Annotated in this window: 26 protein-coding genes; 11 read left to right on the top strand and 15 right to left on the bottom strand. The window is 68.1% G+C overall.

Features of this window, described 5'->3' with window-relative positions; translation table 11 throughout:
* Window positions 1-59 precede the first annotated feature (59 nt).
* The 7 genes from acs to MC380_RS07020 all read left to right on the top strand — a co-directional run bounded on the left by acs (window position 60) and on the right by MC380_RS07020 (window position 7694).
* Window positions 60-2009, top strand: a complete 1950-nt coding sequence (gene acs / locus MC380_RS07050; protein ID WP_242102298.1) for an acetate--CoA ligase — start codon at window positions 60-62, stop codon at window positions 2007-2009.
* Window positions 2010-2097: 88 nt separating this feature from the next.
* A complete protein-coding gene (locus MC380_RS07045) occupies window positions 2098-2766 on the top strand; it encodes a response regulator transcription factor (RefSeq protein WP_242102299.1) in 669 nt (222 codons plus the stop codon).
* 49 nt (window positions 2767-2815) lie between these two features.
* The gene (locus MC380_RS07040; protein WP_242102300.1) at window positions 2816-4099 is read left to right on the top strand and encodes a pepsin-like aspartic protease; all 1284 of its coding nucleotides are present in this window, start codon (window positions 2816-2818) and stop codon (window positions 4097-4099) included.
* Between the two features lie 12 nt (window positions 4100-4111).
* Window positions 4112-4630 carry a GNAT family N-acetyltransferase gene (locus MC380_RS07035; RefSeq protein ID WP_242163891.1) on the top strand — a complete coding sequence of 173 codons (519 nt, stop codon included), beginning with the start codon at window positions 4112-4114 and terminating at the stop codon, window positions 4628-4630.
* Between the two features lie 63 nt (window positions 4631-4693).
* Window positions 4694-5527 (top strand): SAM-dependent methyltransferase, encoded by an 834-nt coding sequence (locus tag MC380_RS07030; protein ID WP_343223548.1) that lies wholly within the window; start codon window positions 4694-4696, stop codon window positions 5525-5527.
* 38 nt (window positions 5528-5565) lie between these two features.
* Entirely contained in the window at window positions 5566-5841 is a 276-nt protein-coding gene (locus tag MC380_RS07025; RefSeq protein WP_242102302.1) for a hypothetical protein, read from the top strand.
* 80 nt (window positions 5842-5921) lie between these two features.
* Window positions 5922-7694 carry a GGDEF domain-containing protein gene (locus tag MC380_RS07020; protein ID WP_242102303.1) on the top strand — a complete coding sequence of 591 codons (1773 nt, stop codon included), beginning with the start codon at window positions 5922-5924 and terminating at the stop codon, window positions 7692-7694.
* 188 nt (window positions 7695-7882) lie between these two features.
* Here MC380_RS07020 and MC380_RS07015 read toward each other — a convergent pair whose 3' ends face one another.
* The 10 genes from MC380_RS07015 to MC380_RS06970 all read right to left on the bottom strand — a co-directional run bounded on the left by MC380_RS07015 (window position 7883) and on the right by MC380_RS06970 (window position 18168).
* A complete protein-coding gene (locus tag MC380_RS07015) occupies window positions 7883-11335 on the bottom strand; it encodes a PAS domain-containing hybrid sensor histidine kinase/response regulator (RefSeq protein ID WP_242102304.1) in 3453 nt (1150 codons plus the stop codon).
* A 300-nt stretch (window positions 11336-11635) separates the two neighbouring features.
* A complete protein-coding gene (gene rpmG / locus MC380_RS07010) occupies window positions 11636-11800 on the bottom strand; it encodes a 50S ribosomal protein L33 (protein WP_242102305.1) in 165 nt (54 codons plus the stop codon).
* 10 nt (window positions 11801-11810) lie between these two features.
* Window positions 11811-12047: a 50S ribosomal protein L28 gene (gene rpmB, locus MC380_RS07005; protein WP_242102306.1), complete on the bottom strand. Its 237-nt coding sequence runs from the start codon at window positions 12045-12047 to the stop codon at window positions 11811-11813.
* A 324-nt stretch (window positions 12048-12371) separates the two neighbouring features.
* Entirely contained in the window at window positions 12372-12713 is a 342-nt protein-coding gene (locus MC380_RS07000; protein WP_242102307.1) for a lipid-A-disaccharide synthase N-terminal domain-containing protein, read from the bottom strand.
* A gap of 174 nt (window positions 12714-12887) precedes the next feature.
* Window positions 12888-13649 carry a glycosyltransferase family 2 protein gene (locus MC380_RS06995; protein WP_242102308.1) on the bottom strand — a complete coding sequence of 254 codons (762 nt, stop codon included), beginning with the start codon at window positions 13647-13649 and terminating at the stop codon, window positions 12888-12890.
* A gap of 72 nt (window positions 13650-13721) precedes the next feature.
* Window positions 13722-14687, bottom strand: coding sequence for an NAD-dependent epimerase/dehydratase family protein (locus tag MC380_RS06990; RefSeq protein WP_242102309.1), 966 nt, complete (start codon window positions 14685-14687; stop codon window positions 13722-13724).
* A gap of 195 nt (window positions 14688-14882) precedes the next feature.
* Window positions 14883-15809 carry a ParB/RepB/Spo0J family partition protein gene (locus MC380_RS06985; protein WP_242102310.1) on the bottom strand — a complete coding sequence of 309 codons (927 nt, stop codon included), beginning with the start codon at window positions 15807-15809 and terminating at the stop codon, window positions 14883-14885.
* Complete coding sequence (locus MC380_RS06980; protein WP_242102311.1) at window positions 15806-16618, bottom strand: ParA family protein; 813 nt, start codon at window positions 16616-16618, stop codon at window positions 15806-15808. The genes MC380_RS06985 and MC380_RS06980 overlap by 4 nt, the downstream gene beginning before the upstream one ends.
* Before the next feature lie 235 nt (window positions 16619-16853).
* Window positions 16854-17492 carry a 16S rRNA (guanine(527)-N(7))-methyltransferase RsmG gene (rsmG, locus tag MC380_RS06975; RefSeq protein ID WP_242102312.1) on the bottom strand — a complete coding sequence of 213 codons (639 nt, stop codon included), beginning with the start codon at window positions 17490-17492 and terminating at the stop codon, window positions 16854-16856.
* Window positions 17493-17577: 85 nt separating this feature from the next.
* A complete protein-coding gene (locus tag MC380_RS06970) occupies window positions 17578-18168 on the bottom strand; it encodes a 4'-phosphopantetheinyl transferase superfamily protein (protein ID WP_242102313.1) in 591 nt (196 codons plus the stop codon).
* A gap of 83 nt (window positions 18169-18251) precedes the next feature.
* On the opposite strand from MC380_RS06970, the gene MC380_RS06965 reads away from it, so the two are divergent.
* Window positions 18252-19628, top strand: a complete 1377-nt coding sequence (locus tag MC380_RS06965; RefSeq protein ID WP_242163889.1) for an AMP-binding protein — start codon at window positions 18252-18254, stop codon at window positions 19626-19628.
* A 150-nt stretch (window positions 19629-19778) separates the two neighbouring features.
* On the top strand, window positions 19779-20045 hold the full coding sequence (locus MC380_RS06960) for a GlsB/YeaQ/YmgE family stress response membrane protein (protein WP_242102315.1): 267 nt from the start codon (window positions 19779-19781) through the stop codon (window positions 20043-20045).
* 92 nt (window positions 20046-20137) lie between these two features.
* On the opposite strand, the gene xth is transcribed toward MC380_RS06960, so the two are convergent.
* Window positions 20138-20932: an exodeoxyribonuclease III gene (gene xth, locus MC380_RS06955; RefSeq protein WP_242102316.1), complete on the bottom strand. Its 795-nt coding sequence runs from the start codon at window positions 20930-20932 to the stop codon at window positions 20138-20140.
* Window positions 20933-21000: 68 nt separating this feature from the next.
* On the opposite strand from xth, the gene MC380_RS06950 reads away from it, so the two are divergent.
* The gene (locus MC380_RS06950; RefSeq protein WP_242163887.1) at window positions 21001-21534 is read left to right on the top strand and encodes a cytochrome b; all 534 of its coding nucleotides are present in this window, start codon (window positions 21001-21003) and stop codon (window positions 21532-21534) included.
* A 6-nt stretch (window positions 21535-21540) separates the two neighbouring features.
* On the opposite strand, the gene MC380_RS06945 is transcribed toward MC380_RS06950, so the two are convergent.
* Window positions 21541-22944 (bottom strand): coniferyl aldehyde dehydrogenase, encoded by a 1404-nt coding sequence (locus MC380_RS06945; RefSeq protein WP_242163885.1) that lies wholly within the window; start codon window positions 22942-22944, stop codon window positions 21541-21543.
* A gap of 54 nt (window positions 22945-22998) precedes the next feature.
* Here MC380_RS06945 and MC380_RS06940 point away from each other — a divergent pair, with 54 nt between their 5' ends.
* Complete coding sequence (locus tag MC380_RS06940; protein ID WP_242102319.1) at window positions 22999-23541, top strand: gamma carbonic anhydrase family protein; 543 nt, start codon at window positions 22999-23001, stop codon at window positions 23539-23541.
* A gap of 12 nt (window positions 23542-23553) precedes the next feature.
* Here MC380_RS06940 and aroE read toward each other — a convergent pair whose 3' ends face one another.
* The 3 genes from aroE to hemB all read right to left on the bottom strand — a co-directional run bounded on the left by aroE (window position 23554) and on the right by hemB (window position 25956).
* Window positions 23554-24396, bottom strand: a complete 843-nt coding sequence (aroE, locus tag MC380_RS06935; protein ID WP_242163882.1) for a shikimate dehydrogenase — start codon at window positions 24394-24396, stop codon at window positions 23554-23556.
* 54 nt (window positions 24397-24450) lie between these two features.
* Window positions 24451-24879 (bottom strand): GNAT family N-acetyltransferase, encoded by a 429-nt coding sequence (locus tag MC380_RS06930; protein WP_242102321.1) that lies wholly within the window; start codon window positions 24877-24879, stop codon window positions 24451-24453.
* Window positions 24880-24963: 84 nt separating this feature from the next.
* On the bottom strand, window positions 24964-25956 hold the full coding sequence (gene hemB / locus MC380_RS06925; RefSeq protein WP_242163880.1) for a porphobilinogen synthase: 993 nt from the start codon (window positions 25954-25956) through the stop codon (window positions 24964-24966).
* Window positions 25957-26052 lie beyond the last annotated feature (96 nt).

Below are 26052 nucleotides of genomic sequence, written 5' to 3'. Positions count from 1 at the left end.
CCCGCGGCACCGCGGCTGGGGCACACTGGTGGCAAACCACCCGTTATGGGGAGCTCGCCATGACCGCTCAGGACCTCTACCCGATTCCAGAAACGTTTGCCGCAACGGCGCGGATCCGCCGCGACGCGTACGAGCGCCAGTACGCGGCGTCGCTCGCCGAACCGGACGCGTTCTGGGGCCAGGTCGCGACCCGCCTGGACTGGATGCGCGCGCCGACCCGGGTGAAGGACACCAGCTATGCGCTGGACGATTTCCACATCCGCTGGTTCGCCGACGGCGAGCTCAACGCCAGCGTGAACTGCCTGGACCGCCATCTCGAAGCCCGTGGCGACAAGACCGCGCTGATCTTCGAACCTGACGATCCGTCGCAACCGGCCCAGCACATCAGCTATCGCGACCTGCATGCGCGCGTGTGCCGGCTGGGCAACGCGCTGCGCAACCTTGGTGTCGCGAAGGGCGACCGGGTCACGATCTACCTGCCGATGATCCCCGAGGCGGTGGTGGCGATGCTGGCCTGCGCGCGGATCGGCGCGGTGCATTCGGTCGTGTTCGGCGGCTTCGCGCCGCAGTCGATCGCCGACCGCGTGCACGACTGCGCCAGCAAGCTGATCATCACCGCCGACGAAGGCCGGCGCGGCGGCAAGACGGTGCCACTCAAGGCCAACGTGGACACCGCGTTGAAGCTGCACGGCACCAACAGCGTTGAGACCGTCCTGGTGGTCCGCCACACCGGCGGCGCGGTCGACATGCAGATGCCGCGCGACCGCTGGTACGAGGCCGTGGTCGAAGGCCAGCCGGAAACCTGCGAACCCGAGCGCATGAACGCGGAAGATCCGCTGTTCATCCTCTACACCTCCGGTTCCACCGGCAAGCCCAAGGGCGTGCTGCACACGACCGCCGGCTACCTGGTGTATGCGAGCTACACCCACGAAGCGGTGTTCGACCTGCGCGAGGACGATGTCTACTGGTGCACGGCCGATGTCGGCTGGGTCACCGGTCACAGCTACATCGTCTACGGGCCGCTCGCCAATGGGGCCACCGCCCTGGTCTTCGAAGGCGTGCCCAACTATCCGACGGTCTCGCGCTTCTGGGAGGTGGTCGACCGCCACCAGGTCACGATCTTCTACACCGCCCCCACCGCGATCCGCGCGCTGATGCGCGAAGGCGAGGCCCCGGTGAAGCGCACCTCGCGCGCGTCGTTGCGGCTGCTCGGCACCGTCGGCGAGCCGATCAATCCCGAGGCCTGGCGCTGGTATCACGACGTGGTCGGCGATGCGCGCTGCCCGGTGGTGGACACCTGGTGGCAGACCGAGACCGGCGGCATCCTGATTTCGCCGCTGCCGGGGGCGATCGAAGCCAAGCCCGGCTCGGCGACCAGGCCGTTCTTCGGCGTGCAGCCTGCCATCGTCGACGCCAACGGCAACCTGCTCGAGGGCGCGGCGGAAGGCAACCTGGTCCTGCTCGATTCCTGGCCCGGGCAGATGCGCACGGTCTACGGCGACCACCAGCGCTTCATCGACACCTACTTCAAGACGTACCCGGGCATGTATTTCACCGGCGACGGCTGCCGACGCGATGCCGACGGCTACTACTGGATCACCGGACGGGTGGACGACGTGATCAACGTCAGCGGCCACCGCATCGGCACCGCCGAAGTGGAGAGCGCGCTGGTCTCGCACCACGACGTCGCCGAAGCCGCGGTGGTCGGCTTTCCGCACGACATCAAGGGGCAGGGTATCTACGCCTACGTCACCCTGAAGCAGGGGATCGAGGCCACGGACGAACTGCGCAAGGCCCTGGTCGGTCAGGTGCGTCAGGAGATCGGACCCACGGCCACGCCCGACCACATCCAGTGGGCGCCCGGCCTGCCCAAGACCCGCAGCGGCAAGATCATGCGCCGGATCCTGCGCAAGATCGCCGAGAACGCACCGGACCAGCTCGGCGACACGAGCACGCTCGCCGATCCGTCGGTGGTCGAGTCGCTGGTGCAGCATCGACGTGTGCCCTGAGGGCCGGGAATGGGGATTCGGGATTGGGGATTAGCCAGCCCGGAAAGCAAACCGAATCTCCAATCCCGAATCCCCATTCCCCGCTGTTATGCCAACCCTGCTGATCGCCGACGACCACCCGCTGTTTCGCGAAGCCCTGCGCGGAGCGGTCGCGCGGGTGCTGCCCGAGGCGCAGCTGCGCGAAGCGCAGAACGTCGAGGCGCTGTACACGCTGGTCGAATCCGAGCCGGACGCCGACCTGCTCCTGCTCGATCTCAACATGCCCGGCGCGCACGGCTTCAGCGCGCTGGTGCATCTGCGCGCGCTGCATCCGCAGCTGCCCATCGTGGTGGTGTCGGCGCGAGAGGAGCCTGCAGTGATGCGACGCGCGCTCGATCACGGCGCCATCGGCTTCATTCCCAAGTCGGCTGATGCCAAGACCCTCGGTGAGGCGATTTCCGCGGTGCTCGAGGGCGACCGCTGGGCGCCTGCGTCGGCGCTGGCAGCGCCGGCGACCGGGCCGGACGAATACGATGCGGCGCAGCGCCTACGCGATCTCACCCCGCAGCAGTTCCGCGTGTTGCAGATGCTCGGCAGCGGCCTGCTCAACAAGCAGATCGGGTTCGAGCTTGGCGTGTCCGAGGCCACGATCAAGGCGCATGTCACCGCGATCCTGCGCAAGCTCGGCGCCGGCAACCGCACCCAGGCGGTGCTGATCGCCGCGCGCCTGGCCCTCGACCCCGGCGCGATCGTGCCGCCGCCGGAAGAAGCGGACTGACCGGCCAGACCGGTTCCAACCGCACCGCGCGATCTGCTCCAATCGGCGCATGACCCGCGCCCTGCACCTGCCGATCACCCTGGCCTACGCCAAGGGCGCCTACACCGTCGCCCTGTCGATCGGCAGCGGGCGGCGCCCGGCCAACCTGGCGCTCGATACCGGCAGCAGCACGCTGGTGGTTTTGCCGCATGCCTACGATCCCGACCGCGACGCCAGCCACGCGCCGACATCGTGGGCGCAGGAAGTGCGCTACGGCGGCGGCGTCTGGGCCGGGCCGGTGCTGTCGACGGAAATCCATCTGCAAGGCCTGTATGAAGACGTGCACCTGGACGGCGCACCGATCGCGCTGATCGAAGCGCAGGCGCAGGACCTGCATGATGCCGATGGCCTGTTCGGCCTCGCCTATTCAGGCCTGGACACCGCGCACGACATGCGCGACTACCTCGGCGCGCACGGCGTCGACCCGCCACAGACCTGGCCGTGGCCGTTCGACCGGGAAGATTCCGACCTTGCCGCCTTCGCCACGCTGCTGCGCGCGCAACCAGCTGTCGCGCTGCAGCCGCTGTTCACCGCGCTGGCCGACGCCGGCCGCATCGAGAACCGCTTCGGCCTGCTGCTGCGTCGTGCGCTGGTGCACGTCGCGGACGACGGCGCCGACGACGCGCAACTGGCCGCCGACCCGCTCAACCAGGGCGTGATAGTGCTCGGCGGTTCGCTGCATGCCGACCAGGACGACCCGCATCGCCTGCACGAAGGCCGGCTCTACGAAGGTGAGTTCCACGATATCCAGATCGTCCACGATCTTTACTACAACGCGTGCCTGGTCGCGGTGCAGGTCGGCGACGGTCCGCGCATCGTCGCGCCGCCACTGGATGCCAGCTACGCACACCAGGCCGCGAGCAACGCGATCCTCGACACCGGCTGCAGCTTCGTCATCCTCGAGGCAACGCTGTACCAGGCCGTGATCGACGCCTTCGCCCAGCGCGATGCGCGCATCCCCGCACTGGTCGAGCGATTCCAGCAAACCTTCCGCCAGCAACAGCAGGGCGTTGCGAATGCCGACGTGGACGCGCTCGACTGGCCCGAGCTGCATTTCTTCCTGCAGGCACCCGATGGCAGCGAAACGGTGCTCAGTTGCGCGCCCGAGCATTACTGGCCGCGCAATGCGATGCGCGCCGGGCAGGCCTATTTTTTGCTGGCGAGCCAGCTCCAGGGCTGGCCCAACCAGTCGATCCTCGGCCTGCCGCTGCTGGCGGGCCACTACTGCGTGTTCGACCGCAGCGCAGCCAACGGCGGCTGCGTACGGGTGGCATGGGCGCGCGGGACGCCCTGAAAGATGGCGACGATGGAAACCGATCGCCTGCGCCTGCGCCCGATGGAGGCACGCGACGAAGCGATGTTCTGCCACCTCTACACCGATCCCGACGTCATGCGCCGCATCGTGGCGCCGCTGTCGGCCGATGCCGCCGCGCAGAGCTTCCAGAGCGCGCGCAGACACAACGCGAAAGACCAGCCCGGGCACCGCTTCTGGGCGATCGACGACAAAGGCTCAGAAGAGGCGATCGGCATGGCCGCCCTGCTGCGCACGGGAGACAGCGCCGAACTCGGCGTGATGCTGCGCAATGGCTGGTGGAACCGCGGCATCTCCAGCGAGGCATTCGTGCCGCTGATCGACCACGCCTTCCTCGGCATGGGCCTGGCGCTGGTCTACGCGCAGCGCCCGGACGACGACCATGCCCTGATCATCGACAGGCTACTGGGCCGGTTCGGCTTCGCGCGTACGCCCGACCGGGTCGAGGACAAGACCCTGTGCCGCTGGGAGCTGCCCCGGGCCCGCTGGCTGATCCGGCGCGCCCCGGCCTGATCCCATCTTGCAAAATCAGATGGGCCGAGTATCGTCGCTGGGTCTTCAGGGGGATGACGAACCGTGTCCACGACCGGAGAGCCGGGCAGCCTGGTCTGCGTCGGCCTGGGGATGATGCTGGGTGCCCATATCGGCCCGCGTACGCGCAGCCATATCGAGCAGGCCGATGTGGTGTTCGGTGCCGCGTCCGATCCGGTGGTCGAGCTGTGGCTGCAGCAGATGCACCCCGACGTGCGCAGCCTGCAGCCGCACTATGCCGAGGGCAAGCCGCGCCACCAGACCTACCGCGACATGGTCGAAGCCATGCTGGTCGAGGTCCGCGCCGGCCGCACCGTGGTCGGCGCTTTCTACGGCCATCCCGGCGTCTTCGCCAAGGTCCCGCACGACGCCATCGCCCAGGCCCGGCGCGAAGGCTTCCCGGCCCACATGGAGCCGGGCGTCTCCGCCGAGGACTGCCTCTATGCCGACCTGGGCATCGACCCCGGCCGGCTGGGCTGCCAGCACTACGAGGCCAGCCAGCTGATGTTCTACCGGCGCCGGCTCGACCCATCCGCCTACCTGGTCCTGTGGCAGGTCGGCATCGCCGGCGACCGCACCTACCGCCGCTTCGCCACCGGTCCGGAGTATCGCCGCCTGCTGGTCGAGCGCCTGCGCGAGGACTACCCGGCCGACCACGAAGTCATCGTGTACGAGGCCGCCACCCTGCCGATCACCCAGCCGCGCATGGAAACCGTGCGCCTGCGCGACCTGCCGGACACACCGCTGCACATGCACTCGACGCTGGTGGTGCCGCCGTGCGCACCGCTGCAACGCGACGAGGCGATGCTGGCGAAGATCGAGGCGCTGGAGCGCGCCGAAGCTGCCGCGGTTGAACCAGCCGCGGTCGAACCCGCCTGAAACCCAAGCCCGTCCACCACCCACGCAAGGAGTCGAAGATGTCCAACGTCGTGCAGTTCCTGGAAACCCTGGCCCGCAATCCGAAGCCGATGTCGCCGGAAGAGTTCGCTGCGGCAATCGCTGACGCGAGTCTGGAAGCAGCAGAACGGCAGGCGCTGATCGCGCGCGATGCCGATGCCCTGAACCAATTGCTCGGCGGCCGTCTCTCCATGATGTGCTTGATTGCGCCGGCAGAAAACGATGAGCCGCAGGAAGAGGAACAGGAAGGTGAGGAAGAAGCACCTGATCGTGAAGCAACTTCCCGCGCGGCCTAATGGCCTGTGACCGTGATGCCTGGCTACAGGTTCGCAGCCAGGCATCACGGCTCGGTTCCGCAGATCGCTGGAGATGCGAAATGAAGTCGGAAATACTTCGGGTTGGCTTCGTTATATTGCTCCTTGGCTTGCTGCTGCCACTCTCGGTGGCCGCCACGTCAAGTATCGATCCGTTGCTGCGCGAGGCCGAAACACTGCGCACTAGTGACCCAAAGGCATTTGCGACGGCTCTAGTTGAGCTTGGGAAAATGGAGGACTCCGCTACCCCAAACCAAAAGCGACAAATCAGATTGTTGCATGTGTATCAGCAAATGGCCGGAGGGCAATACGACGCTGCGATAAAGGATGCCCTTTCCGTTTACGAAGAGTCGTCGGAAGCTCCTTTGAAGTTTCGGGCCGCTTTACTCGTTGCCAATGGAGCCGCCATCACTCGAGAGTTCTCGCTTGGGCTTCGCTATCTGGAAAGCGCGCTGGCGATCCAAGACCAGGTGAATGACGCGGGGGCGAGAGAGCTGGGTTCACTAACCGCGGCAATTCTTTATAACCAGTATGGGCAGTTTGCACTTGGCCAGCACTTTGCCGAACGCCTTCTTGCACAGGACTCATCGCCACGAAGCAAATGTTTTGCACAGCAATTACGTGTAGAGGCGCTGTTCGGACTAGGTGTGCCACCGGGCGACGAGAAAGAGATCAATGCCGCCATTTCCCAGTGTGTTACGGCTCGAGAGCCGATCGCCAGCAATCTGTTGCGCGGATACTTGGCACGATACTGGGTGTCCAAAGGAAAGACCGCGCAAGCAATCGAGCTCCTGGAGGCACACCTGTCAGAAGTCGAAGCCACGGGTTATCCGCGCCTCATTGGCGAGATCAATGGCCTTCTCGCCGAATATCGGCTAAGCGTAGGTGATCTTTCCGGCGCAGAAGATCACGCCCATCGTGCCTTGGCCAAAGGCGGCAAGGACGCGTACTCGCTACCACTGGTAACCGCGCACAAGGTGCTGTACGAAGCCGCGCTGCGTCGGGGCAATCTGGCCACCGCGCTCGACGAATACCGTCAATACGCCGAAGCCGACAAGGCCCGTCTGGACGAGGTTAAGGCGCGCGAATTCGCCTTTCAGCTCAGCCGCCACGAGCTGCAGCAGAAGAACCAGTCGATCGAATTGCTGCAACGCCAGAACGATGTGCTGAAGCTGCAGCAGGAAATCGCCAAGAAGTCGGCGCTGAACACGCGTCTGGGCATGGCCATGCTGCTGCTGATGCTTGGCGTTGGTGGTTACTGGGCCTACAAGGTCAAGCGCGTGCAGATGATGTTCCGCCGCCTGGCGCAGGTGGACAGCCTCACCGAGATCAGCAACCGCGGCCACTTCCGCGAGCAGGCCGAGGCGCAGCTGGCACGCTGTGCCGGCAGCGGCCGCGAAGCGGCGCTGGTGCTGCTGGATCTGGACAACTTCAAGCGCATCAACGATCGCCACGGCCATGCGACCGGCGACTGGGTGCTGAAGCAGGTGGCGGCCGCGTGCCGCAACGCATGCCGCGAAGGCGACCTGTTCGGCCGCCTGGGTGGCGAGGAATTCGCCATCCTGTCCGGCGGCGCCGACCTGGCGGCCGCGCAACGCATCGCCCAGGAATGCCGCGAGCAGCTCGCACGGATCGACACGTCCTCGATCGAGCATGCGCCGGCGATCACGGCCAGCTTCGGTTGCGCGACGACCAAGCTGTGCGGCCACGCATTCGAGAACCTGTTCATGCATGCCGACCGCGCCATGTACCGGGCCAAGGCGGAAGGCCGCGATCGCGTGTGCACGTACGAGGACAACCCCGCCGTGCCGCTACGCGCGCCTGCGATCGCATGAGAACGTAGGGCGGGTCTTGGCCCGCCGAACGAACGTGCGATGCACGTCGTATTCGAGTCACAAAAGTAGAACGAGTCCCGACCGACCGCCCGGATTCGCGATACATGTGGTGGCGGGTCAAGACCCGCCCTGCGTTTGCTCAAGGACCCGAGCCGCATCGCACGTCGTCTGACGGGCCAGGGCCCGCCCTACGCGACTGCAGCCGTCTGCCGCACCGACGCGAGCAGCGCCCGCAGCGACGCCGGTTTCACCGGCTTGGTCAGCACCACGCAGCCGCGATCGCGCGCGCCCAGCTTCACCGCGTCGCTGCCATCGCCGGTGACCAGCGCCGCGGGCAGTTCGCGCCCGGCGCGTCGGCGCAGCGCGTCGATCAATCCCAGGCCGTCGAGGCGGTCGTGCAGGTGGTAGTCGATCAGCAGGACATCGGGTGGCATCGCGTCCAGCTGCGCCAGCGCCTCATCGACATCGGCGGCGAGCAGCGCGTGCACACCCCAACGCGTGAGCAGTGCGCGCATGCCGTCGAGGATTTCGCGGTCGTTGTCGACGCATAGCACGCACAGGCCGGCGAGCGAGTGCTCCGGCGCTTCGCTGCGCGCTTCTTCCGCCGGCACGGCAGGCGTCGTGACGCCGAACGGCACGGTGATCGAGAACATGCTGCCGTGGCCGACGCGCGAGCGGACCGTGAGCGGATGGTCGAGGGTGCGCGCGATGCTTTGGCAGATCGACAGGCCCAGGCCGAGCCCACGTTCGCCGCTGATGCCGAAGTGCTCGAAGCGGCGGAACTCCTCGAAGATCTGGGCCAGATGATGTTCCGAAATACCAGGGCCGGTATCCCAGACCTGCAATACGACGGCGCCGCCGCGCACGCGCGCGGTCATCAGCACGCCACCGTTTCGCGTGTAACGCAGCGCGTTGGCCAGGAAGTTCTGCAGCGCGCGCCGGAGCAGGCGACGGTCGCTGTATATGGGCATGGGCTCGTCGTGCAGCCGCACGCGCAGTTGCAGGCAGCGCTCGGCGGCCATTGGCGCGTACTGCGTGGCCAGTTCGCGCAGGAGCTCGCCGGCATCGAAGTTGCTGGGTTCGGGCTGCAGCGCGCCGGCTTCCAGGCGCGAGATGTCGAGCAGGCCGTCGAGCAGTTCCTCCGCCGCGCGCAGCGAGGCGTCCACCCGTTCGGCCAGATGCGACTGCTCGCCGCTGCGGCTGCTCTCGCGCAGCGCCGAGGCGAACAGGCGCGCGGCGTTGAGCGGCTGCAGCACGTCGTGGCTGACCGCGGCGAGAAAGCGGGTCTTGGATTGTTGCGCGGCTTCGGCCTCGCGCGTGCGCAGCTCAACCCGCTGCTCCAGGGTCTCGTTGATCTCGCGCAGCTGGCTTTCCGCGCGCTTGTAGTCGGTGACGTCGCTGTAGCTGGTGACGTAGCCGCCGCCCGGCAGCGGCTGGCCGCGCATTTCGATCACCTGGCCGCTGGCGCGCACGCGTTCGAACAGATGCGGCGTACCCGCGCGCAGATGTTCGAGCCGGCGCACCACCTGGGTGTCGATGTCGGCCTCGGCGCCCATCTCGCCGCGTTCGGCGTTCCAGCGGATCAGGTCGCTGACCGGGCGACCGACGTAGAGCATCCCGTCGGGATAGTCGAACAGCTGCTGGTAGCGGCGGTTCCACGCGACCAGGCGCATCTGCGCATCGACCACGCTCACGCCCTGGCTGATGTTCTCCAGCGTGGTCGCCAGGACCTGGCGGTTGAAGCGCAGTTCCTGGCTGGCTTCGTCCAGCAGCGACACCACCTCGCCCAGCTCCATGCCCGAGCCGCGCAGGGCCGAGGTCAGGGTCAGGCGCGCGGAGGCCGCGCCGATCGCCGAGGCGAGCAGGCGTTCGGTGAACTGCATCAACGCGCGGTCGGCCGGCGCCTCGTCGTTCCAGGTGCGGGCCTGCTGTTGCGCATATTCCTCGAAGGCGCGCTGCGCCGGGCGTTCGCCGAGGATGCGCGCGGCCAGTGCGAGCAGATCGCCCGCGCGCACCCCGGCGGCCCATCCGCCCGGCCCCAGCGGCTGGCGCTGGACATAGGGGTCGAGGAAGGGCGCGGCCAGCAGCTGGTCCTGCATGCGCGGGCGATAGCGCACCGACACGAACACGAACGTGCCCAGGTTGAGCAGCAGCGACCAGAACACGCCGTGGGTCAGCGGATCCCAGCCCTGCAAGCCGAGCAATTGCTGTGGGCGCAGGGCAGCGACGTCGAACGGGCCGCGCGCGATCCAGGCATGGTCGAACCAGCCGGCTCCGGCCAGTTCCGGCAGCAGCAGGGTGTAGGCCCAGATGGTGGCGCCGACCAGCAGCCCGGCGAATGCGCCGACGCGGCTGGCCCCGCGCCAGTACAGCCCGCCGATCAGCGCCGGCGCGAACTGCGCCACCGCCGCGAACGCGAGCAGGCCGAACTGCGCCAGGCTGTCGCTGCCCAGCGCGCCGCGGTGGTAGGCGTAGGCGAACAGCGCGATCGCCAGGATCGTGGCGCGCCGTACCCACAGCACCTGGCGGTCGATCGAATCGGTGCCGCGCAGCGCCCGCCGGCGCAGCAGCAGGGGCATGACCAGGTCGTTGCTCACCATCGTCGCCAGGGCCACGCTGGCCACGATCACCATGCCGGTGGCGGCGGAAAACCCGCCGATATAGGCCAGCAGGGCCAGGTCCTCTCGCTCCAGCGCCAGCGGCAACGCCAGCACATACGAGTCCGGCGAGATCCCGCTTCCACCCAGCACATCGGTGCCGGCCAGGGTGATGGGCACCACCATCAGCGAGACCAGCACCAGATAGGCGCCGAACATCCAGCGCGCCGGGCGCAGATCGGCCACGTCCTGGCATTCGACCACCGCAACGTGGAACTGGCGCGGCAGGCACACGATCGCAGCGAAGGCGAGCAGGGTCTGCGCCAGGAAACCGCCCGGCAGTCCCGGAGCGGTCACCACCTGCGCGGCCTGCAACGCGCGCGCGCCGACGCCGCCGCTTCCCGGCAGGTGCAGCAGCGCGAACACGCCGATCGCCAGGAAGGCGAGCAGCTTGACCAGCGATTCCAGCGCCACCGCCAGCACCATGCCGCGATGGTGTTCGGTCGCGTCGATCTGACGGGTGCCGAACAGGATCGCGAACACCGCCAGCAGCAGGGCCACGTACAGGGCCGGGTCGCCAAAGGTGCCGGCGCTGCTGCCGGGCGCGAGCACTTCCACGCTCATCGCCACCGCCTTGAACTGCAGGGCCATGTACGGCACCGCCGCGATCACCGCGACCGCCGCCACCAGTGCGGCCAGGCCCGGCGCGCGGCCGTAGCGCGAGGACAGGAAATCGGCGATCGAGACGATGCGCTGCTCGCCGCAGATCAACACCAGACGCTCCAGGATCCGCCATGCGAACGCGAGCAGCAGCAGTGGGCCCAGGTAGATCGGCAGGAAGCCCAGTCCGGTGCGCGCGGCGGTGCCGACCGCGCCGTAGAAGGTCCAGGACGAGCAGTACACCGCCAGCGCCAGCGCGTACACCGCCGGGCGCAGCCAGCGCCAGCGCGTGGTGAGCGCGCGCTGGTCGCCGGCATAGGCGACCGCGAACAGCACGCCGACATAGCCGGCCGATACCAGCAGCAGCACCCAGCCCGGGATCACGGCATCGCGCCCTCCGCAGTCGCCCTGCGAGTGTAGGCCGGTTCCACGCCGGCGCACGAATCGGCCTGGTCCGGGTTCGGGATGGCGATCGGTGCGCGAGGGTGACGCGGACCGGTGCGCCTGGCGAGGTGCGGCGCATTGCGGACGGCTCGCCGTTTGGCGCTAAGCCGTGTCTTACGGTCGTCGCCGGCCGGAGACAAACAAAAAGCCCGCCTTGCGGCGGGCTTCGAAGACGCTGGACCCCCGCCTACGCGGGGATGACGATTTGCTGGCGCCGCGCTGCGCGCGGCTGGCAGATCGTCACTTGATCTTGCCTTCCTTGTAGATCACGTGCTTCCGGACGACGGGGTCGTACTTCATGACCTCCATCTTGTTCGGCGTGTTCTTCTTGTTCTTGTCGGTGGTGTAGAAGTGGCCGGTGTTGGCCGAGGAGATCAGACGGATCTTGTCGCGCTTGCTGGGCATGGTGTTCTCCTCAAACCTTCTCGCCGCGGGCACGCAGTTCGGCGAGCACGGCGTCGATACCGTTCTTGTCGATGGTGCGCAGGGCCTTGGTGGAAACGCGCAGTTTCACCCAGCGGTTCTCCGAAGCGACCCAGAAACGGCGCTCGTGGAGGTTGGGCAGGAAACGACGGCGGGTCTTATTGTTGGCGTGCGAGACGTTGTTGCCGCTCATCACACGCTTGCCGGTCACTTGGCATTCGCGGGACATCTGTGCACCTCGATTGATTTGGCGCCGTGCTTAGCCAGCACGACTTCGGCTTCCCGCGGGCGATGGAACGGCCGCGACGCGAACGAAAGGATTTCAGGCTGCCGGCGGCGGGCGGGAATCGCGCTTCCCGGGCCCACCCGGTCTGGCCAAAGGCCGACCGGACGCAGCGAGCCGCGCATTATGCAGCGCCGCTCGGCCGCGGGCAAGGACTTATCCACAGGGAACTTGGGGGTCCGATCGTGGGAGCGGCCTTGGCCGCGATTGCCTTCGGCTTTGCCCGGAACACGGCGGAAAGCAGTCGCGGCCAAGGCCGCTCCCACAGGCTCAATGGCTGGCCTTGTCCCGCCGCCAGCCCCGGTGCCGGATGTCCAGGTACAGGCTGTAGGCCGCGGTGAAGCTGGGAAACAGGTTCTGGATGACCCCCACCGAGTCCTGTTTGTGCGAGAACACGAAGTAGCTCAGGGTCATGACGCTGCCCACCAGGCTCATGTACCAGAACGCGCGTGGCATGACCGGCTTGCCGTAACGCTTGGAGGCCGCGAACTGGACCACCCAGCGGCCGCCGAACATGAGCGCGCCGGTCAGTCCGATGAGCTTCCACGGGCTCATGTGCAGGCCCGTCCACTCCAGCCAGGAGATCGGCAGGTTCATGAATTCGGCGGTCATCGGAGCGGCTCCGGCAGTGGAGCGCCAATTGTAGGAGCGCCGCTTCGGCGCGACTGCGCCGCTGCTGTAGTTCCGCCGCGATGACGTTCAAGCCGCCGCAGCGGCCTGGGAGACCCGCTCGCATTTGGCCAGACCCACGCGTTTGCGTGGCGCCGTCGCGCCGAAGCGGCGCTCCTACAGGTGGTCGGAGGAGTGTGGGGACGAACGTACTTCCTCCACTTCGGTGCGCCGGGTGCGCCGGATCAGCCAGGCGACGCCGCGCAGGTCGCGCAGGCCCACCCAGGCGCGCTGCAGGTTGTTGTACTTCGACACCCCGCTGGCGCGGTGGCGGTGGTGGACCGGGACGCTGAGCGTCTTCCAGCCGGCGCGCTGCATCAGCGCCGGCAGGTAGCGATGCATATGGTCGAAGTAGGGCAGGTCCAGGAAGGCGGCGCGCTGGAACAACTTGATCCCGCAGCCGGTGTCGGGGGTGGCATCGCGCAGCGCGCGGGCGCGGATCGCGTTGGCCCACTTCGAGGCCCAGCGCTTGCTGCCAGAATCCTGCCGATCCACCCGCCATCCGGCGAACATCTTCACTTCCGGCGCCGCGCGTTCGCGCTCGGCCAGCAGCTTGGGGATGTCGGCCGGATCGTTCTGGCCGTCGCCGTCGAGCGTGGCGATCCAGTCCGCGCGCGCAGCCTTCACGCCATTGCGGATCGCGGTGCTCTGGCCGCTGTTGCGCAGATGCCGCACCACGCGCAGCTCCGGCGTGTGGGACTGCAGCTGCTTCAGGCGCTCGAGCGTGGCATCGCGCGAGCAGTCGTCGACATAGACGATCTCGAAGGCCGTGCGCCCGCGCAGCGCGGCGACAATCTCGGCCACCAGCGGCGCGACGTTGCCTTCCTCGTTGTAGACCGGAACGACGACCGAAAGCTCAGGCGTGGGCGAGGTGGTCACGTGGGGGGTTTCCGCTTTCGTCAGGCCGGCATGGGAATGGCCGGCACCATTATCGCGGATGCACAACCGCGCCTAGGCATTCGCGCCGAAGTAGGTCCGGCACCATTCCACCACCATCGGCATGCCGGCCTCGATCGACGTGGCCGGGTCGAAGCCGAACGCCGCCTGGGCCCGCGACGTATCGGCCATGGTTTCGATCATGTCGCCCGGCTGCATCGGCTTGTAGACCTTCTGGACGGGCTTGCCGGCGGCTTGTTCGATGACGGCGATGAACCGCTCGAGTTCCACCGGGGTGTGGTTGCCCAGGTTGAAGCAGCGATGCGGCGGGTCGTCCTGGGGTGGGGCATCGAGCGCGCCGAGCACGCCGGCGACGATGTCATCGATGAAGGTGAAGTCGCGACGCATACGCCCGTGGTTGAACACGTCGATCGGCCGCCCCGCCAGCACCGCGCGGGAGAAGATCAGCGGGGCCATGTCCGGCCGGCCCCAGGGACCGTACACGGTGAAGAAGCGCAGCCCGGTCGCACGCAATCCGTACAGGTGCGCATAGGTATGCGCCATCAGTTCGTTCGCGGCCTTGGTCGCGGCGTACAGCGAGCGCGGCTCGTCGATGCGTTGGTCCTCGGAAAACGGCGGCGTGGCCGAATCGCCGTAGACCGAGGACGAGCTGGCATAGACCAGATGCTGCACGCCACGGTGCCGGCACAGCTCCAGCAGGTTGACGAAGCCGACCAGGTTGCTGTCGACGTAGGCGTACGGATTCTCGAGCGAATAGCGCACGCCGGCCTGCGCGGCGAGGTGGATCACGCGGGTCGGCGCCGCCTGCTCGAACAACGCCGTCAGGCCTGCACGGTCGACCAGGTCGAGTGCGCGGACGCCCGTGTCCGGGCACAGTGCCGCGACCCGGTCGCGCTTGAGCTGCGGATCGTAATAGTCGTTGAAGCTGTCCAGGCCGACGACGGTTTCGCCACGTGCCTGCAGGGCGCGACAGACGTAGGCGCCGATGAAGCCGGCCGCGCCGGTAACCAGGATCGTCATGCGCGCATTATCGCGCGAGCGCTGCCGTTGTCGGTGCGGGTGCGCCCGCACCTGTTCTGTTTCTGGATGGTTTCGCGGGAGCGGCCTCAGCCGCGACCGCTTTTGATTTTCCACTCGTGCGATCGACGGCGATCGCGGCCGAGGCCGCTCCTGCAGATTGCAGCAGCGTTCGCTTCAATGGCCGCCGCGAATGGATCAGGGCTTGCCGCGCAGCCGCTCGAGCACCCCGTCGAGCGTATCCAGGTCGCTGTAATGGATCACCAGCCGGCCCTTGTTGCCGCGGCCATGCTGGACCACGACCCGCGTGCCGAGGCTTTCGCCGAGTTCGCGTTCCAGGCTGGCGATATCCGCATGCGGCGCCGCCTTGCCGGCCGACTTGCGCGCCGCGGCTCCCGGGACCTTGCCTGAGGCCAGCTGCTGCACGCGGTGTTCGACCTCGCGCACCGACCAGCCCTGTTCTGCCGCGTCCGAGGCGAGCTTGCTGGCCATCTCCGGCGACAGCGTGAGCAGGGCGCGCGCATGGCCCATTTCCAGGCGTCCGGCCTCCAGCAGCGCGCGGATCGCAGGCGGCAGTTCGAGCAGGCGCAGCAGGTTGGAAACCGCGGCTCGCGATCGGCCCACGGCGTCGGCGGCTTCGGCATGGGTCAGGTCGAACTCATCGATCAGGCGCTGCAGCGCCTGCGCTTCCTCCAGCGGATTGAGGTCCTCGCGCTGGATGTTCTCGATCAGCGCCATCGCCACCACGGTGCGATCGTCGACCTCGCGCACCACCACCGGGATCTCGTCCAGCCCGGCCAGCTGCGATGCGCGCCAGCGGCGCTCTCCCGCGATGATCTCGAAGCCAGCGGCGGTTTCGCGCACCACGATCGGCTGGATGACGCCTTGTGCCTTGATCGATTCGGCCAGCTCGCCGAGCTTGGCTTCGTCCATGCGCTTGCGCGGCTGGTACTTGCCAGGGCTCAGCGCGTCCACGCGCAGCTTGCGCAGGGTGTCCTGGGGCGTGGCTTCCAGCTTGGGCGCCTCGGCGGCGGCCCTGGGGCCGAGCAGGGCTTCGAGCCCGCGGCCGAGCCCACGCTTTTTCGCGGGGGCCGGCTTCGAAGCGGGATGTTTTGCAGCGGTCATGCCGCCTTCTCCGGAATGTTCGATTTGTCCTGCGGGGTGCTCTCGCGCTCGCGTTGGCGGCGCAGCACTTCGCCGGCCAGGCCGAGGTAGGCGATCGCTCCGCGCGAGCCCTTGTCGTAGCCGACGATGCTCTGTCCGTGGCTTGGCGCCTCGGCCAGGCGCACGTTGCGCGGCACGATGGTGCGGAACACCTTGTCGCCGAAATGCTGGGTCAGTTCGGCCGAGACGGCGTTGGCCAGGTTGTTGCGCACGTCGAACATGGTGCGCAACACGCCTTCGATCTCGAGCGCGGGGTTGAGCTTGGCCTTCAGCGCATCGATCGTCTGCAGCAGGGCGGTGAGGCCTTCGAGCGCGTAGTACTCGCACTGCATCGGTACCAGCACGCTGTCGGCGGCGGTGAGCGCATTGAGCGTGAGCAGCGACAGCGCCGGCGGGCAGTCGACGATGATGAAGTCGTAGCGCTCGCGCAGCGGATCGAGCGCGCGCTTGAGGCGCTGTTCGCGCCCAGCTTCGTCCATCAGCTCGATTTCGGCCGCGGTCAGGTCGGTGTTGCCGGGCATCAGGTCGAAACCCTCGGCCGATTTCACGATCGCCGCGTCGGCATGCTGCTCTTCGAGCAGGACATCGCAGGTCGATGCCTGCAGCGCGTGCTTGTCGACGCCGCTGCCCATCGTGGCGTTGCCCTGCGCGTCCAGGTCGACCAGCAGTACGCGCTTGGGCGTGGCGGCCAGCGCCGCGGCCAGGTTCACGGCGGTGGTGGTCTTGCCGACCCCGCCCTTCTGGTTTGCGACAGCAATGATCCGGGCCATGCGCTGGAGGCGCCTCGTTGGAATTTCGCGGGGTCCCGGTGCAGCGGAGGCGCCCGGGTCAGGGATTATGCCGCGCCACGGCCGCGGTGCGGCCGCGGCGGCGATTAAATGCGCCTGCTGGCGCCTCACAACGCGTCCCGGCGCGTCCTGAGGCCGTGCCGGCGGTCGCGCGAGGCCTGGGTCGCCGCCGGACTGGCCTTCGAAAGCTCCAAAGCGCGCAGCAGCGGCGAATGCTTCAACCGACCGGGTCGGCCCGCCGCACCACCACCAGATGCCGTTCCGCCTCCAGCCCAGGTACCCGCAGTGGATGGATCGCCTCCACCTGCCAGCCCGCCGGCAATCCGGCGATCTCGTCTTCCGGCACCACGCCCTTCATGGCCAGCAGCTTCCCGTGCGGCGCCAGCAGGTGCCCGCCGAGCTGCAGGATCAGCGGCAGGGTGGCCAGTGCGCGCGCGGTGATGGCGTCGAAGCGGCCGGAGGCATCGACCGACTCGATCCGGGCTTCGTGCACCTGCACGTTGGCCAGGCCCAGGGCCCGCACGACCTCGCGCAGGAACCGTGCCTTCTTGCCGCTGCTTTCCACCAGCGCGACCTGCAGCTGCGGATGGACGATGGCAAGCGGAATGCCCGGCAGGCCTGCCCCCGTGCCCAGGTCGGCCAGCGATCCGATCCCGTCCAGGTGGTTGTGCATCGCCAGCGAATCGAGCAGGTGCTTGGCCACCATCGCGTGCGGATCGCGGATCGCGGTCAGGTTGTAGGTACGGTTCCAGCGGTCGAGCAGGGCGAGATAGGCGAGCAGTGCATCGGCATGCGCGATATCGACGCCTAGCGCCTGCATTCCGGCTTCCAGTTCGCGGCGCAGAGGCTCGGTCATTGCCACATTGTAGAAGCGACGCTGCGAGGCGACCGGATCGGCGCGCACTGCGGCCCGGCACACCCGTCATGCGCGAGCGGCGCTGTCAGACAGGCGCGCGCCAGGCCAGCGCGGCGTGGTAGCCCGGCAGCGGCATGAACTCATGCAGCGACCAGGCGTGCTCCGGTCCCAGCGCCGGATCGGCCTGCAGCAGACGCATCGCTCCGTCGTGCTCGCCGACCCGGAACCGGTGCAGGCCGAAGGCGATGCCGCGACCATGCGCTTTGAGCACCGCTTCCTTTGCACACCACAGGCGCACGAAGGCGGTTTCGCGCGCAGGCGCCGGCAGCGATTCGAGCCAGGCGGTTTCCCCCGGTTCGAAGAAGCGCCGCGCCAGCTCCAGCGCGCGCGGGCGTGGGCGCAGGCGTTCCAGGTCGGCGCCGACATCCACGCCCTCGCTCAACGCCACCAGCAGCCGGTCGCCGCTGTGGCTCCAGCTCACGTCGTGCCCGGTCGGGGCCGCCGGCAGGCGCGGGCGCCCGTGCGGATCGCGCGACATCGCCAGCGCGGCTTCTTCCACACCCAGTTCCTGCGCCAACCAGGTCTGGGCCAGCGACTGCGCGGCGATTCCGGCCGGGTGCGGCAGTTGCACCCAGCGGACGGGGCCGATCCGGTTGGCGGTGGGCGGGCTGGGCATGCGGACCGTTCGCGCCTGTCAGGCTGGTCAGCGTAAGCTACAAAGCGGGGAGGAACGGCGCTCGACGCGCCGGGAGCAGAATGATGTCCGCGGTTCTGGGACGCGACAACGAGGGCTTCGGCCGGCCAGGATCCGGTCAGGCGGGGCCGAAGCCGATTGCCGACGGCGACGCGCAGCGGGCCGTGGCCTTCGACGCCGAAGGCCCGGTCGCGCTCGGCCGTTTCCTGGGCCATGTCCGCGCAGTGGCGGCGATGCTTCCCGAAGGACGGCACGCGATCAACCTGTGCGAGGACCGGTACCGTTTCGTGGTGACCCTGTGCGCGGCCGCAGTCCGTCAGCAGGTCAACCTGCTGCCGCCCTCGCGCACCCCGGCCGTAGTCGCCGGTGTGCACGCCAGTCACCCCGACAGCTACTGCGTGAGCGATGGCGAGATTTCCGGGATCCAGTCGTGGACGCTGCCGGCCGTGCTGCCGCTACAGGACGGACCGGTGCCGTGCGTGGACGACGATGCGCTGGCGGTCATCGGCTTCACCTCCGGCAGCACCGGTGTCCCGGTGCCCAACCCCAAGACCTGGCGCAGCTTCCGCACCAGTACCGAGCAGAACCTGGCGGCGCTGCGCGATCTGTGGCCGCAGCACGAGATCGCCCATGTGGTCGCGACGGTACCGCCGCAGCACATGTACGGGATGGAGCTGTCCGTGCTGCTGCCGCTGTTCGCGCCCGCGGCGGTGCACGCGGCGCGGCCGTTTTTCCCGCACGACATCGCCGATGCCCTGACGCACGCCCCCGGACATCGGCTGCTGGTGACCACGCCGGTACACCTGCGCGCGCTGGTGGAATCGGGCGTGGCGCTGCCCGCGCTGGCCGGCATCGTCTCGGCCACCGCGCCGCTTCCGGCGGAACTGGCGGCGGCGGCGGAAGCCAGCTTCGGCTGCGAAGTGCGCGAGATGTTCGGCTCCACCGAGACCTGCGTGATCGCCACGCGCCGCACCGCACGCGATGCCGCGTGGTCGCCCTTGCCGGGGGTTTCGGTAACGCCGCAGCCCGACGGCGCGCTGGTGCGCGCGAAGCATCTCGCTGCGCCGGTGAAACTTGCCGACCTGGTTGAAGTGCTCGGCGACGGCCGCTTCGAACTGCGCGGTCGCAATGCCGATCTGCTCGAGATCGCGGGCAAGCGCGCATCGCTCGGCGACCTGACGCGCAAGTTGCAGGCGATTCCTGGGGTCGTCGATGGGGTGGTGTTCCAGCTCGACGAACAGATCGGCGGCGTACGCAGGATCGCTGCGTTGGCGGTGGCACCAACGCTGGACGAAACCCGGATCCTCGCGGCTCTGCGCGAAGCCGTCGACCCCGCCTTTCTTCCGCGTCCGCTCAGGCGCGTCGATGCATTGCCACGCAACGATACAGGCAAGTTGCCGCGCGACGCGCTGCTCGCGCTGCTGCGCGGCAGCATGCGCTGATCGCATAATTCGGCTACAACGCAGGGGACCGGCATCCACCCCGTTCCGGTCCGGGTCTCGCTGACGCGACCGTCACGTAGGGCCGCCCAGACTTGCCCCGCCCCCACGCAGGGGAGCACTTCCATCGTTCACCTGTCTAAGGAGTCGAGAATGGGCATCATCATCTGGTTGATCGTGGGTGGCGTCGTTGGCTGGCTTGCCAGCATGATCATGAAAACCGATGCGCAGCAGGGCATCCTGCTCAATGTGGTCGTCGGTATCGTCGGCGCGTTCATCGGTGGCTGGTTGATCGGCCCGCTGGTCGGCGCCGGATCCATCAACGACGGTTTTTCCGTCATGAGCCTGGTCGTGTCGCTGGTCGGCGCGGTCATCCTGCTCGCAATCGTCAACCTGTTCCGTCGTGGTCGCGTACGCTGATCGCGTAACACACAGACAAGACGTTTCTCAGGGATTCGAGTGGAAGGCCCGGCGCAAGCCGGGCCTTTTTCTTTGCAACGCGTCCGCACCAGTCACGCGTCGGCGATTTCAACCCAGACCGGGGTGTGGTCGCTGGGGCGTTCCCAGCGCCGCGGTTCCAGGTCGATGCCCGCGGACGTACAGCGGCCGCGCAGCGCGTCGCTGACCAGCACCAGGTCGATGCGCAGGCCCCAGCCGCGCTGGAACGCCGCCAGCCGGTAGTCCCACCAGCTGTGGTGGCCGGCATCTTCGTTGAACAGGCGGAAGCTGTCGTGCAGCCCGAGCGACAGCAGCGAGCCCAGCGCCTCGCGCTCGGGCGTGGAGCACAGGATCTTCTCGCGCCAGCGCTTGGGATCGTGCACGTCGCGATCGTCGGGTGCGATGTTGAAGTCGCCGAGCACCACCAGGTTCGGATGCTGCTCCAGCTCCTGGCGCAGCCACTCGCGCACCGCGGCCAGCCAGCGCAGCTTGTATTCGAACTTCTCGCTGCCGACGGCCTCGCCGTTGACCACGTAGAGGTCGACGATGCGCAACGCCTGGGGCGAACCCGGCTCGCCGCCGATCGTGGCCGCCAGCACGCGCTTTTGGGGGTCGTCGAAGGCCGGGATGGCGGTGATGCATTCGCCGACAAACGGGAGGCGGCTGACCAACGACACACCGTTGTAGGTCTTCTGCCCGCAGAAGACGCTGCGATAGCCGAGTTCGGCCAGCGCCGCATCGGGGAAACGGGCGTCCTCGAGTTTGGTTTCCTGCAGCGCGACCACGTCGGGCCTGGCTTCGTCGAGCCAGCGTTGCAGATGCGGCAAGCGCACGTTGAGCGAATTAACGTTCCAGCTTGCGATCTTCATGCGCGGGCCTATGCTGCGGGGACGCGCCGGCGAGGCTACCATGCCCGCACCCCGCACGAGGACTGCAGATGGAGTCGCGCGAACGCTATTCGCCCGGCCGCCGGCGTTTACACTGGCTGATGGCGCTGCTGGTGCTGCTGGTCTACCTGGCGATGGAGCAGCGCGGGTTGTTCGCGCGCGGCACACCGCAGCGCACCGCGATGATGCAGAGCCATTTCTGGCTGGGGCTGACGATATTCGCGCTGTTATGGTGGCGATTGCGTCTGCGCGTGCGCGACCCGGAACCGGCGATCGTGCCGCCGCTGCCGCGCTGGCAGCATGCCGTTGCCAGGGCTACCCACATCGCGCTCTATCTGTTTCTGGCCGGCATGCCGCTGATGGGCCTGACCACGCTGTGGCTCGAGCACCGGCCGCTGTACCTGCCGTTCACCGACATCGCGCTGCCCTCGCCGCTGACGAAGAACGAGGATCTCGCCGCGACCTTCGAGCATTGGCACACGACGGTCGGCGAAGCGTTCTACTGGGTGATCGGCTTGCACGTGCTGGCGGCGCTGTACCACCACTTCTGGCGTCGCGACGACACCCTGCGGCGCATGCTCTGAACCGGCTCAACGCACCAGCATGCGGATGAAACGTTCGATCTTCGCGTACGGTGGCTTGAGCAGATCGCTGCCGGCGCGCCGGGCCTGCCACATCACCGACAGTTGCTTGCTCATTGCGTCAAACCCGGCGCGGCCGTGATAGGCGCCCATGCCACTGGCGCCGACGCCGCCGAAGGGCAGGGCGTTGACGCCGAAATGGATCAGCGTGTCGTTGACGGTGACGCCGCCCGCGAGCGTGTTGCTCAGGATGCGCTCCACCCGCGCCCTGTCGTTGCTGAAGGGATACAGCGCCAGTGGGCGATCATGTGCGTTGACGTAGGCGATCGCCTCGTCGAGCGATGCGTAGGTCCTGATCGGCAGGATCGGACCGAAGATTTCCTCCTGCATCAGCTGGGCATCATCTGGCGCGTCGAGGACCAGCGCAGGCGCGAAGCGTCGCGAGGCGGCATCCGATTCGCCGATGCGCAGCACGTGCGCGCCGCGTGCCTGGGCATCGTCCAGGTAACCCTGCAGGCGCGCGAACTGCGCAGCGTTGACGATGCGGGTGTAGTCGCCCTCGTTGCCGCTGCCGTAGCGCGTGGCGAGCTCGCGCTGCAGGGCCTGCACCAGCGCATCGCGGCGACCGGCGTCCACCAGCACATAGTCGGGTGCGATGCAGGTCTGGCCGCCGTTGAACCACTTGCCGGTGGCCAGGCGCGCGGCAGCCAGCTCCAGCGGGAAATCCTCGCAGACGATCGCCGGCGACTTGCCGCCCAGTTCCAGCGTCACCGGCGTGAGATTGCGCGCCGCAGCGGCCATCACCTTGCGACCGACGGCGGTGGATCCGGTGAACACCAGATGGTCGAAGGGCAGGGCGGCGAACGCCGCTGCGACCTCCGCATCCCCCAGCGCCACCGCAACGCGATCGGGCGGAAAGACTTCGGCCAGCAGTTCGCGCAGGAACTGCGCGCTGCGCGGCGTGTGCTCGGACGGCTTGAGATAGACGTGATTGCCCGCGGCGATCGCGGTCGCGAGCGGAATCAGCGCCAGGTTGACCGGATAGTTCCACGGTGCGATCACGCCGACCACGCCGACCGGCTCGGGCCGCACCTCCGCGCGCGCCGGCCAGAACCTCCAGCCCACCGCCACGCGCCGCGGCTTCATCCAGCCGCGCAGATGGCGCAGCAGGTGATCGATTTCGCCCAGCACGGTCATGCCGTCGGCGATCAGGCTCTCGTGCCGCGAACGACCGCCGAAGTCCTGCGAGATCCGCTCGGCCATGGTCTCGAGCTGCGCCTTGAGCGCACGCCGCAACCCCTGCAGGTCGGCCCGCCGCTGCGCGTAGTCGGGCTTGGTCGCCTGCCAGGCCGAACGCAGGCGCGCGCGCGTGGGTTCGAGTTCGCTGACGTGCGTGGCGTCGATCGGGTCCATGCGTGGCAGTGTAGTCGCCGTCCCACTCCGTGGCACTGGCTCTAGAATGACGCCATGAACAACCTGCGCCCCTATCGCGGCACCGTGCCCACGCTCGGCGAGCGCGTCTACGTCGATCCGTTCGCCAGCGTGATCGGCGATGTGGTCCTGGGCGAAGACGTGTCGGTCTGGCCGTTCACCGTGGTACGCGGCGACGTCAACTTCATCCGCATCGGGGCGCGCAGCAACATCCAGGATGGCACGGTGATCCACGTCAGCCACGACGGCCCGCACGCCAAGCTGGGCGGCTTCGCCACCGTCATCGGCGAGGACGTCACCATCGGCCACAAGGCGATCATCCACGCCTGCCGGATCGAGGACGCCTGCCTCATCGGCATGGGCGCCACCGTGCTCGACGGCGCGGTGGTCCGCAGGCACGGTTTCGTCGGCGCCGGCGCGCTGATTACGCCAGGCAGGGAGGTCGGGGAAGGCGAGATGTGGCTTGGCAGCCCGGCCCGTTTCGCGCGCCGGCTCACCGACGCCGAGATCGAGGCGCTGTACTACAGCGCTCAGCACTACGTACGGCTGAAGGATGAGTACCTCGCCGGCCGGGTCTAGGCCGGGATTCGATCAGTCCGCGGTCACCAGCCGCGCATGTTCGGCGCGCAGTTCGCCATACACCGGGTCGGTATCCGGCTCCACGCCGTGCCAGCGGGCGAAGCTGATCGCGGCCTGTTCGACCAGCATGCCGAGGCCGTCGATCATGTCGTGGCAGCCATTGGCGCGCGCCCACGCGAGGAACGGAATCGCCGCCTCGCCATAGTTCAGATCGACCGCCGCGGTGCGCCGCCCGACCAGCGACGGCGGTAGGTGCAGCAACTGCCCGGCGCGCCCGGCCGAGGTGGCGTTGACGATCAGGTCGAACTCGCCGAGCGCGGCCAGGTCGTCGATATAGCGCGGGTGCACGCGTCCGGGCTGGCCGAGCAGGTCGACCAGGGCGTCGGTGCGATGCGAGGTCCGGTTGACGATGAACAGGTCGCCGATGCCCGCGTCGAGCAGTTCCGGAGCGACACCACGCGCCGCGCCACCCGCCCCGATCAGCAGGGTGCGGCGCGCGCGCAGGTCAAGCGCGTGGCGACCGGTGAGATCGCGCACCAGCCCGGCGCCGTCGGTGTTGTCGCCGTGCCAGGTGTCGCCGTTGCGCACCAGGGTGTTCGCGGCGCCGGCGCGGCGCGCCCGCTCGGTGGCGTCGCTGCACAGCGTGAACGCGACTTCCTTCAGCGGCGAGGTGATGTTGGCGCCTGCGCCGCCGCGCTCGGCGAACGCCGACAGCGCTTCCTCGAACGTCGACGGCTCGGCGTCGATGGCGACGTAATCGACCGGGATGCCGACCTGCCGGCCGAATGCGGCATGGATGCGCGGCGAGAGCGAATGCGCGACAGGATGGCCGAAGACGGCGTAGTGCTTGCTCATCACCGATGACCTCTGTTTGCGTGGCCCCGGCAGTCTACTCCGGCGTGCCAGCGCTCAGCGTAGCGGCTTGACATAGGCATGCTGGGTCTTGGTCCGCAGGAAACCGAGCTGCTCGTAGAACGGATGCGCCTCGGTGCGCAGGACGTTCGAACGCAGGAACAGTTCCGGCATGCCGCGGGCGCGCGCCCAATCTTCGGCGGCGGCGACCAGGCGGCGGCCGGTGCCGGTCCGGCGTGCCTGCTCGTCCACCACCAGGCCGACGATCTCCACACGCTCCCCGCTTTCGATCATCAACCGCTGTTCCAGTCCGACGAATCCGGCCAGTCGATTCCCTTCTCCCTCATGGACGAGCACGGCATGCGTGTCGCGGGACTGCAGCTGGCGCAGGCGCTCGGCGAAGGTGGCGATCGCGGCTGGATACCCCAGCTGGGCCGATAGCCTGGCGATCTCGGGAGCGTCGTCGGCGGTAGCCCTGCGGATCATGCGATGCGTGTGCCGTTGAGATGGGAATTCAGCTTTGGCCCGATTTCCGCTCCCCAAGCGAGCCGTCGCGCCGAAGCGGCGCTGCTACAGGCGATCGCGCAGCCAGCGCGCCGCGTCCAGCGCGAAGTAGGTCAGCACGCCGTCGGCACCGGCGCGCTTGATCGACACCAGCGCCTCGAGCGCACAGGCGCGCTCGTCGAGCCAGCCGTTCTGCGCCGCAGCCTTCAACATCGCGTACTCGCCGCTGACCTGGTAGACGAACGTCGGCGCGCCGAATTCGTCCTTCACCCGGCGCACGATGTCGAGGTAGGGCAGGCCGGGCTTGATCATCACCATGTCGGCGCCTTCGTCGAGGTCCAGTGCCACCTCACGCAGTGCCTCGTCGGAATTGGCCGGGTCCATCTGGTAAGTGTTCTTGTTGCCCTTGCCCAGCGCGCCGGCGCTGCCCACGGCATCGCGGAACGGCCCGTAGAAACCGGACGCGTACTTGGCGGCATAGGCCAGGATCCGGGTATGGATGAAACCTTCCTGTTCCAGCGCGCCGCGGATCGCGCCGATGCGCCCGTCCATCATGTCGCTGGGAGCCACGACGTCGGCGCCCGCCGCGGCGTGCGAGAGCGCCTGCTTCACCAGTGCCTCGACCGTCTCGTCGTTGACCACGTATCCGGTGGCATCGACCAGGCCGTCCTGGCCGTGCGAGGTATATGGATCCAGCGCCACGTCGGTGATCACGCCCAGTTCGGGGAACCGCGACTTCAGGGCGCGCACTGCGCGCTGGCACAGCCCATCCTCGGCCCATGCGGCCTCGGCGGCAGCCGACTTCGCCTCGGGCGCCGTCACCGGGAACAGCGCCAGCGCCGGAACGCGCAGTTCGCTGGCCTGCTCAGCGATGCGCAGCAGTTCGTCGATCGAAACCCGGTCCACGCCCGGCATGGACGGTACCGCCGCACGGCCCTGGAGTTCGTGCACGAACACCGGATAGATCAGGTCGTCGACCGTCAGGACGTGCTCGCGCATCAACCGGCGTGAGAACTCGTCGCGGCGCATCCGCCGCGGGCGCTCGAAGGGGTAGCTCATGCGCGCATTCTAGAGTGGGAGCGGCCTTGGCCGCGATTGCCTTGGACTTTCGATGCAGGCCCGGGAAAAAGCAATCGCGGCCAAGGCCGCTCCCAC

The sequence above is a fragment of the Lysobacter sp. M15 genome (assembly GCF_022662515.1).
In the GTDB taxonomy this organism is placed as follows: domain Bacteria; phylum Pseudomonadota; class Gammaproteobacteria; order Xanthomonadales; family Xanthomonadaceae; genus JAKPBU01.
The sequence above is the reverse complement of the archived record's forward strand: the minus strand, read 5'-3'. Positions and strand labels throughout refer to the sequence as shown.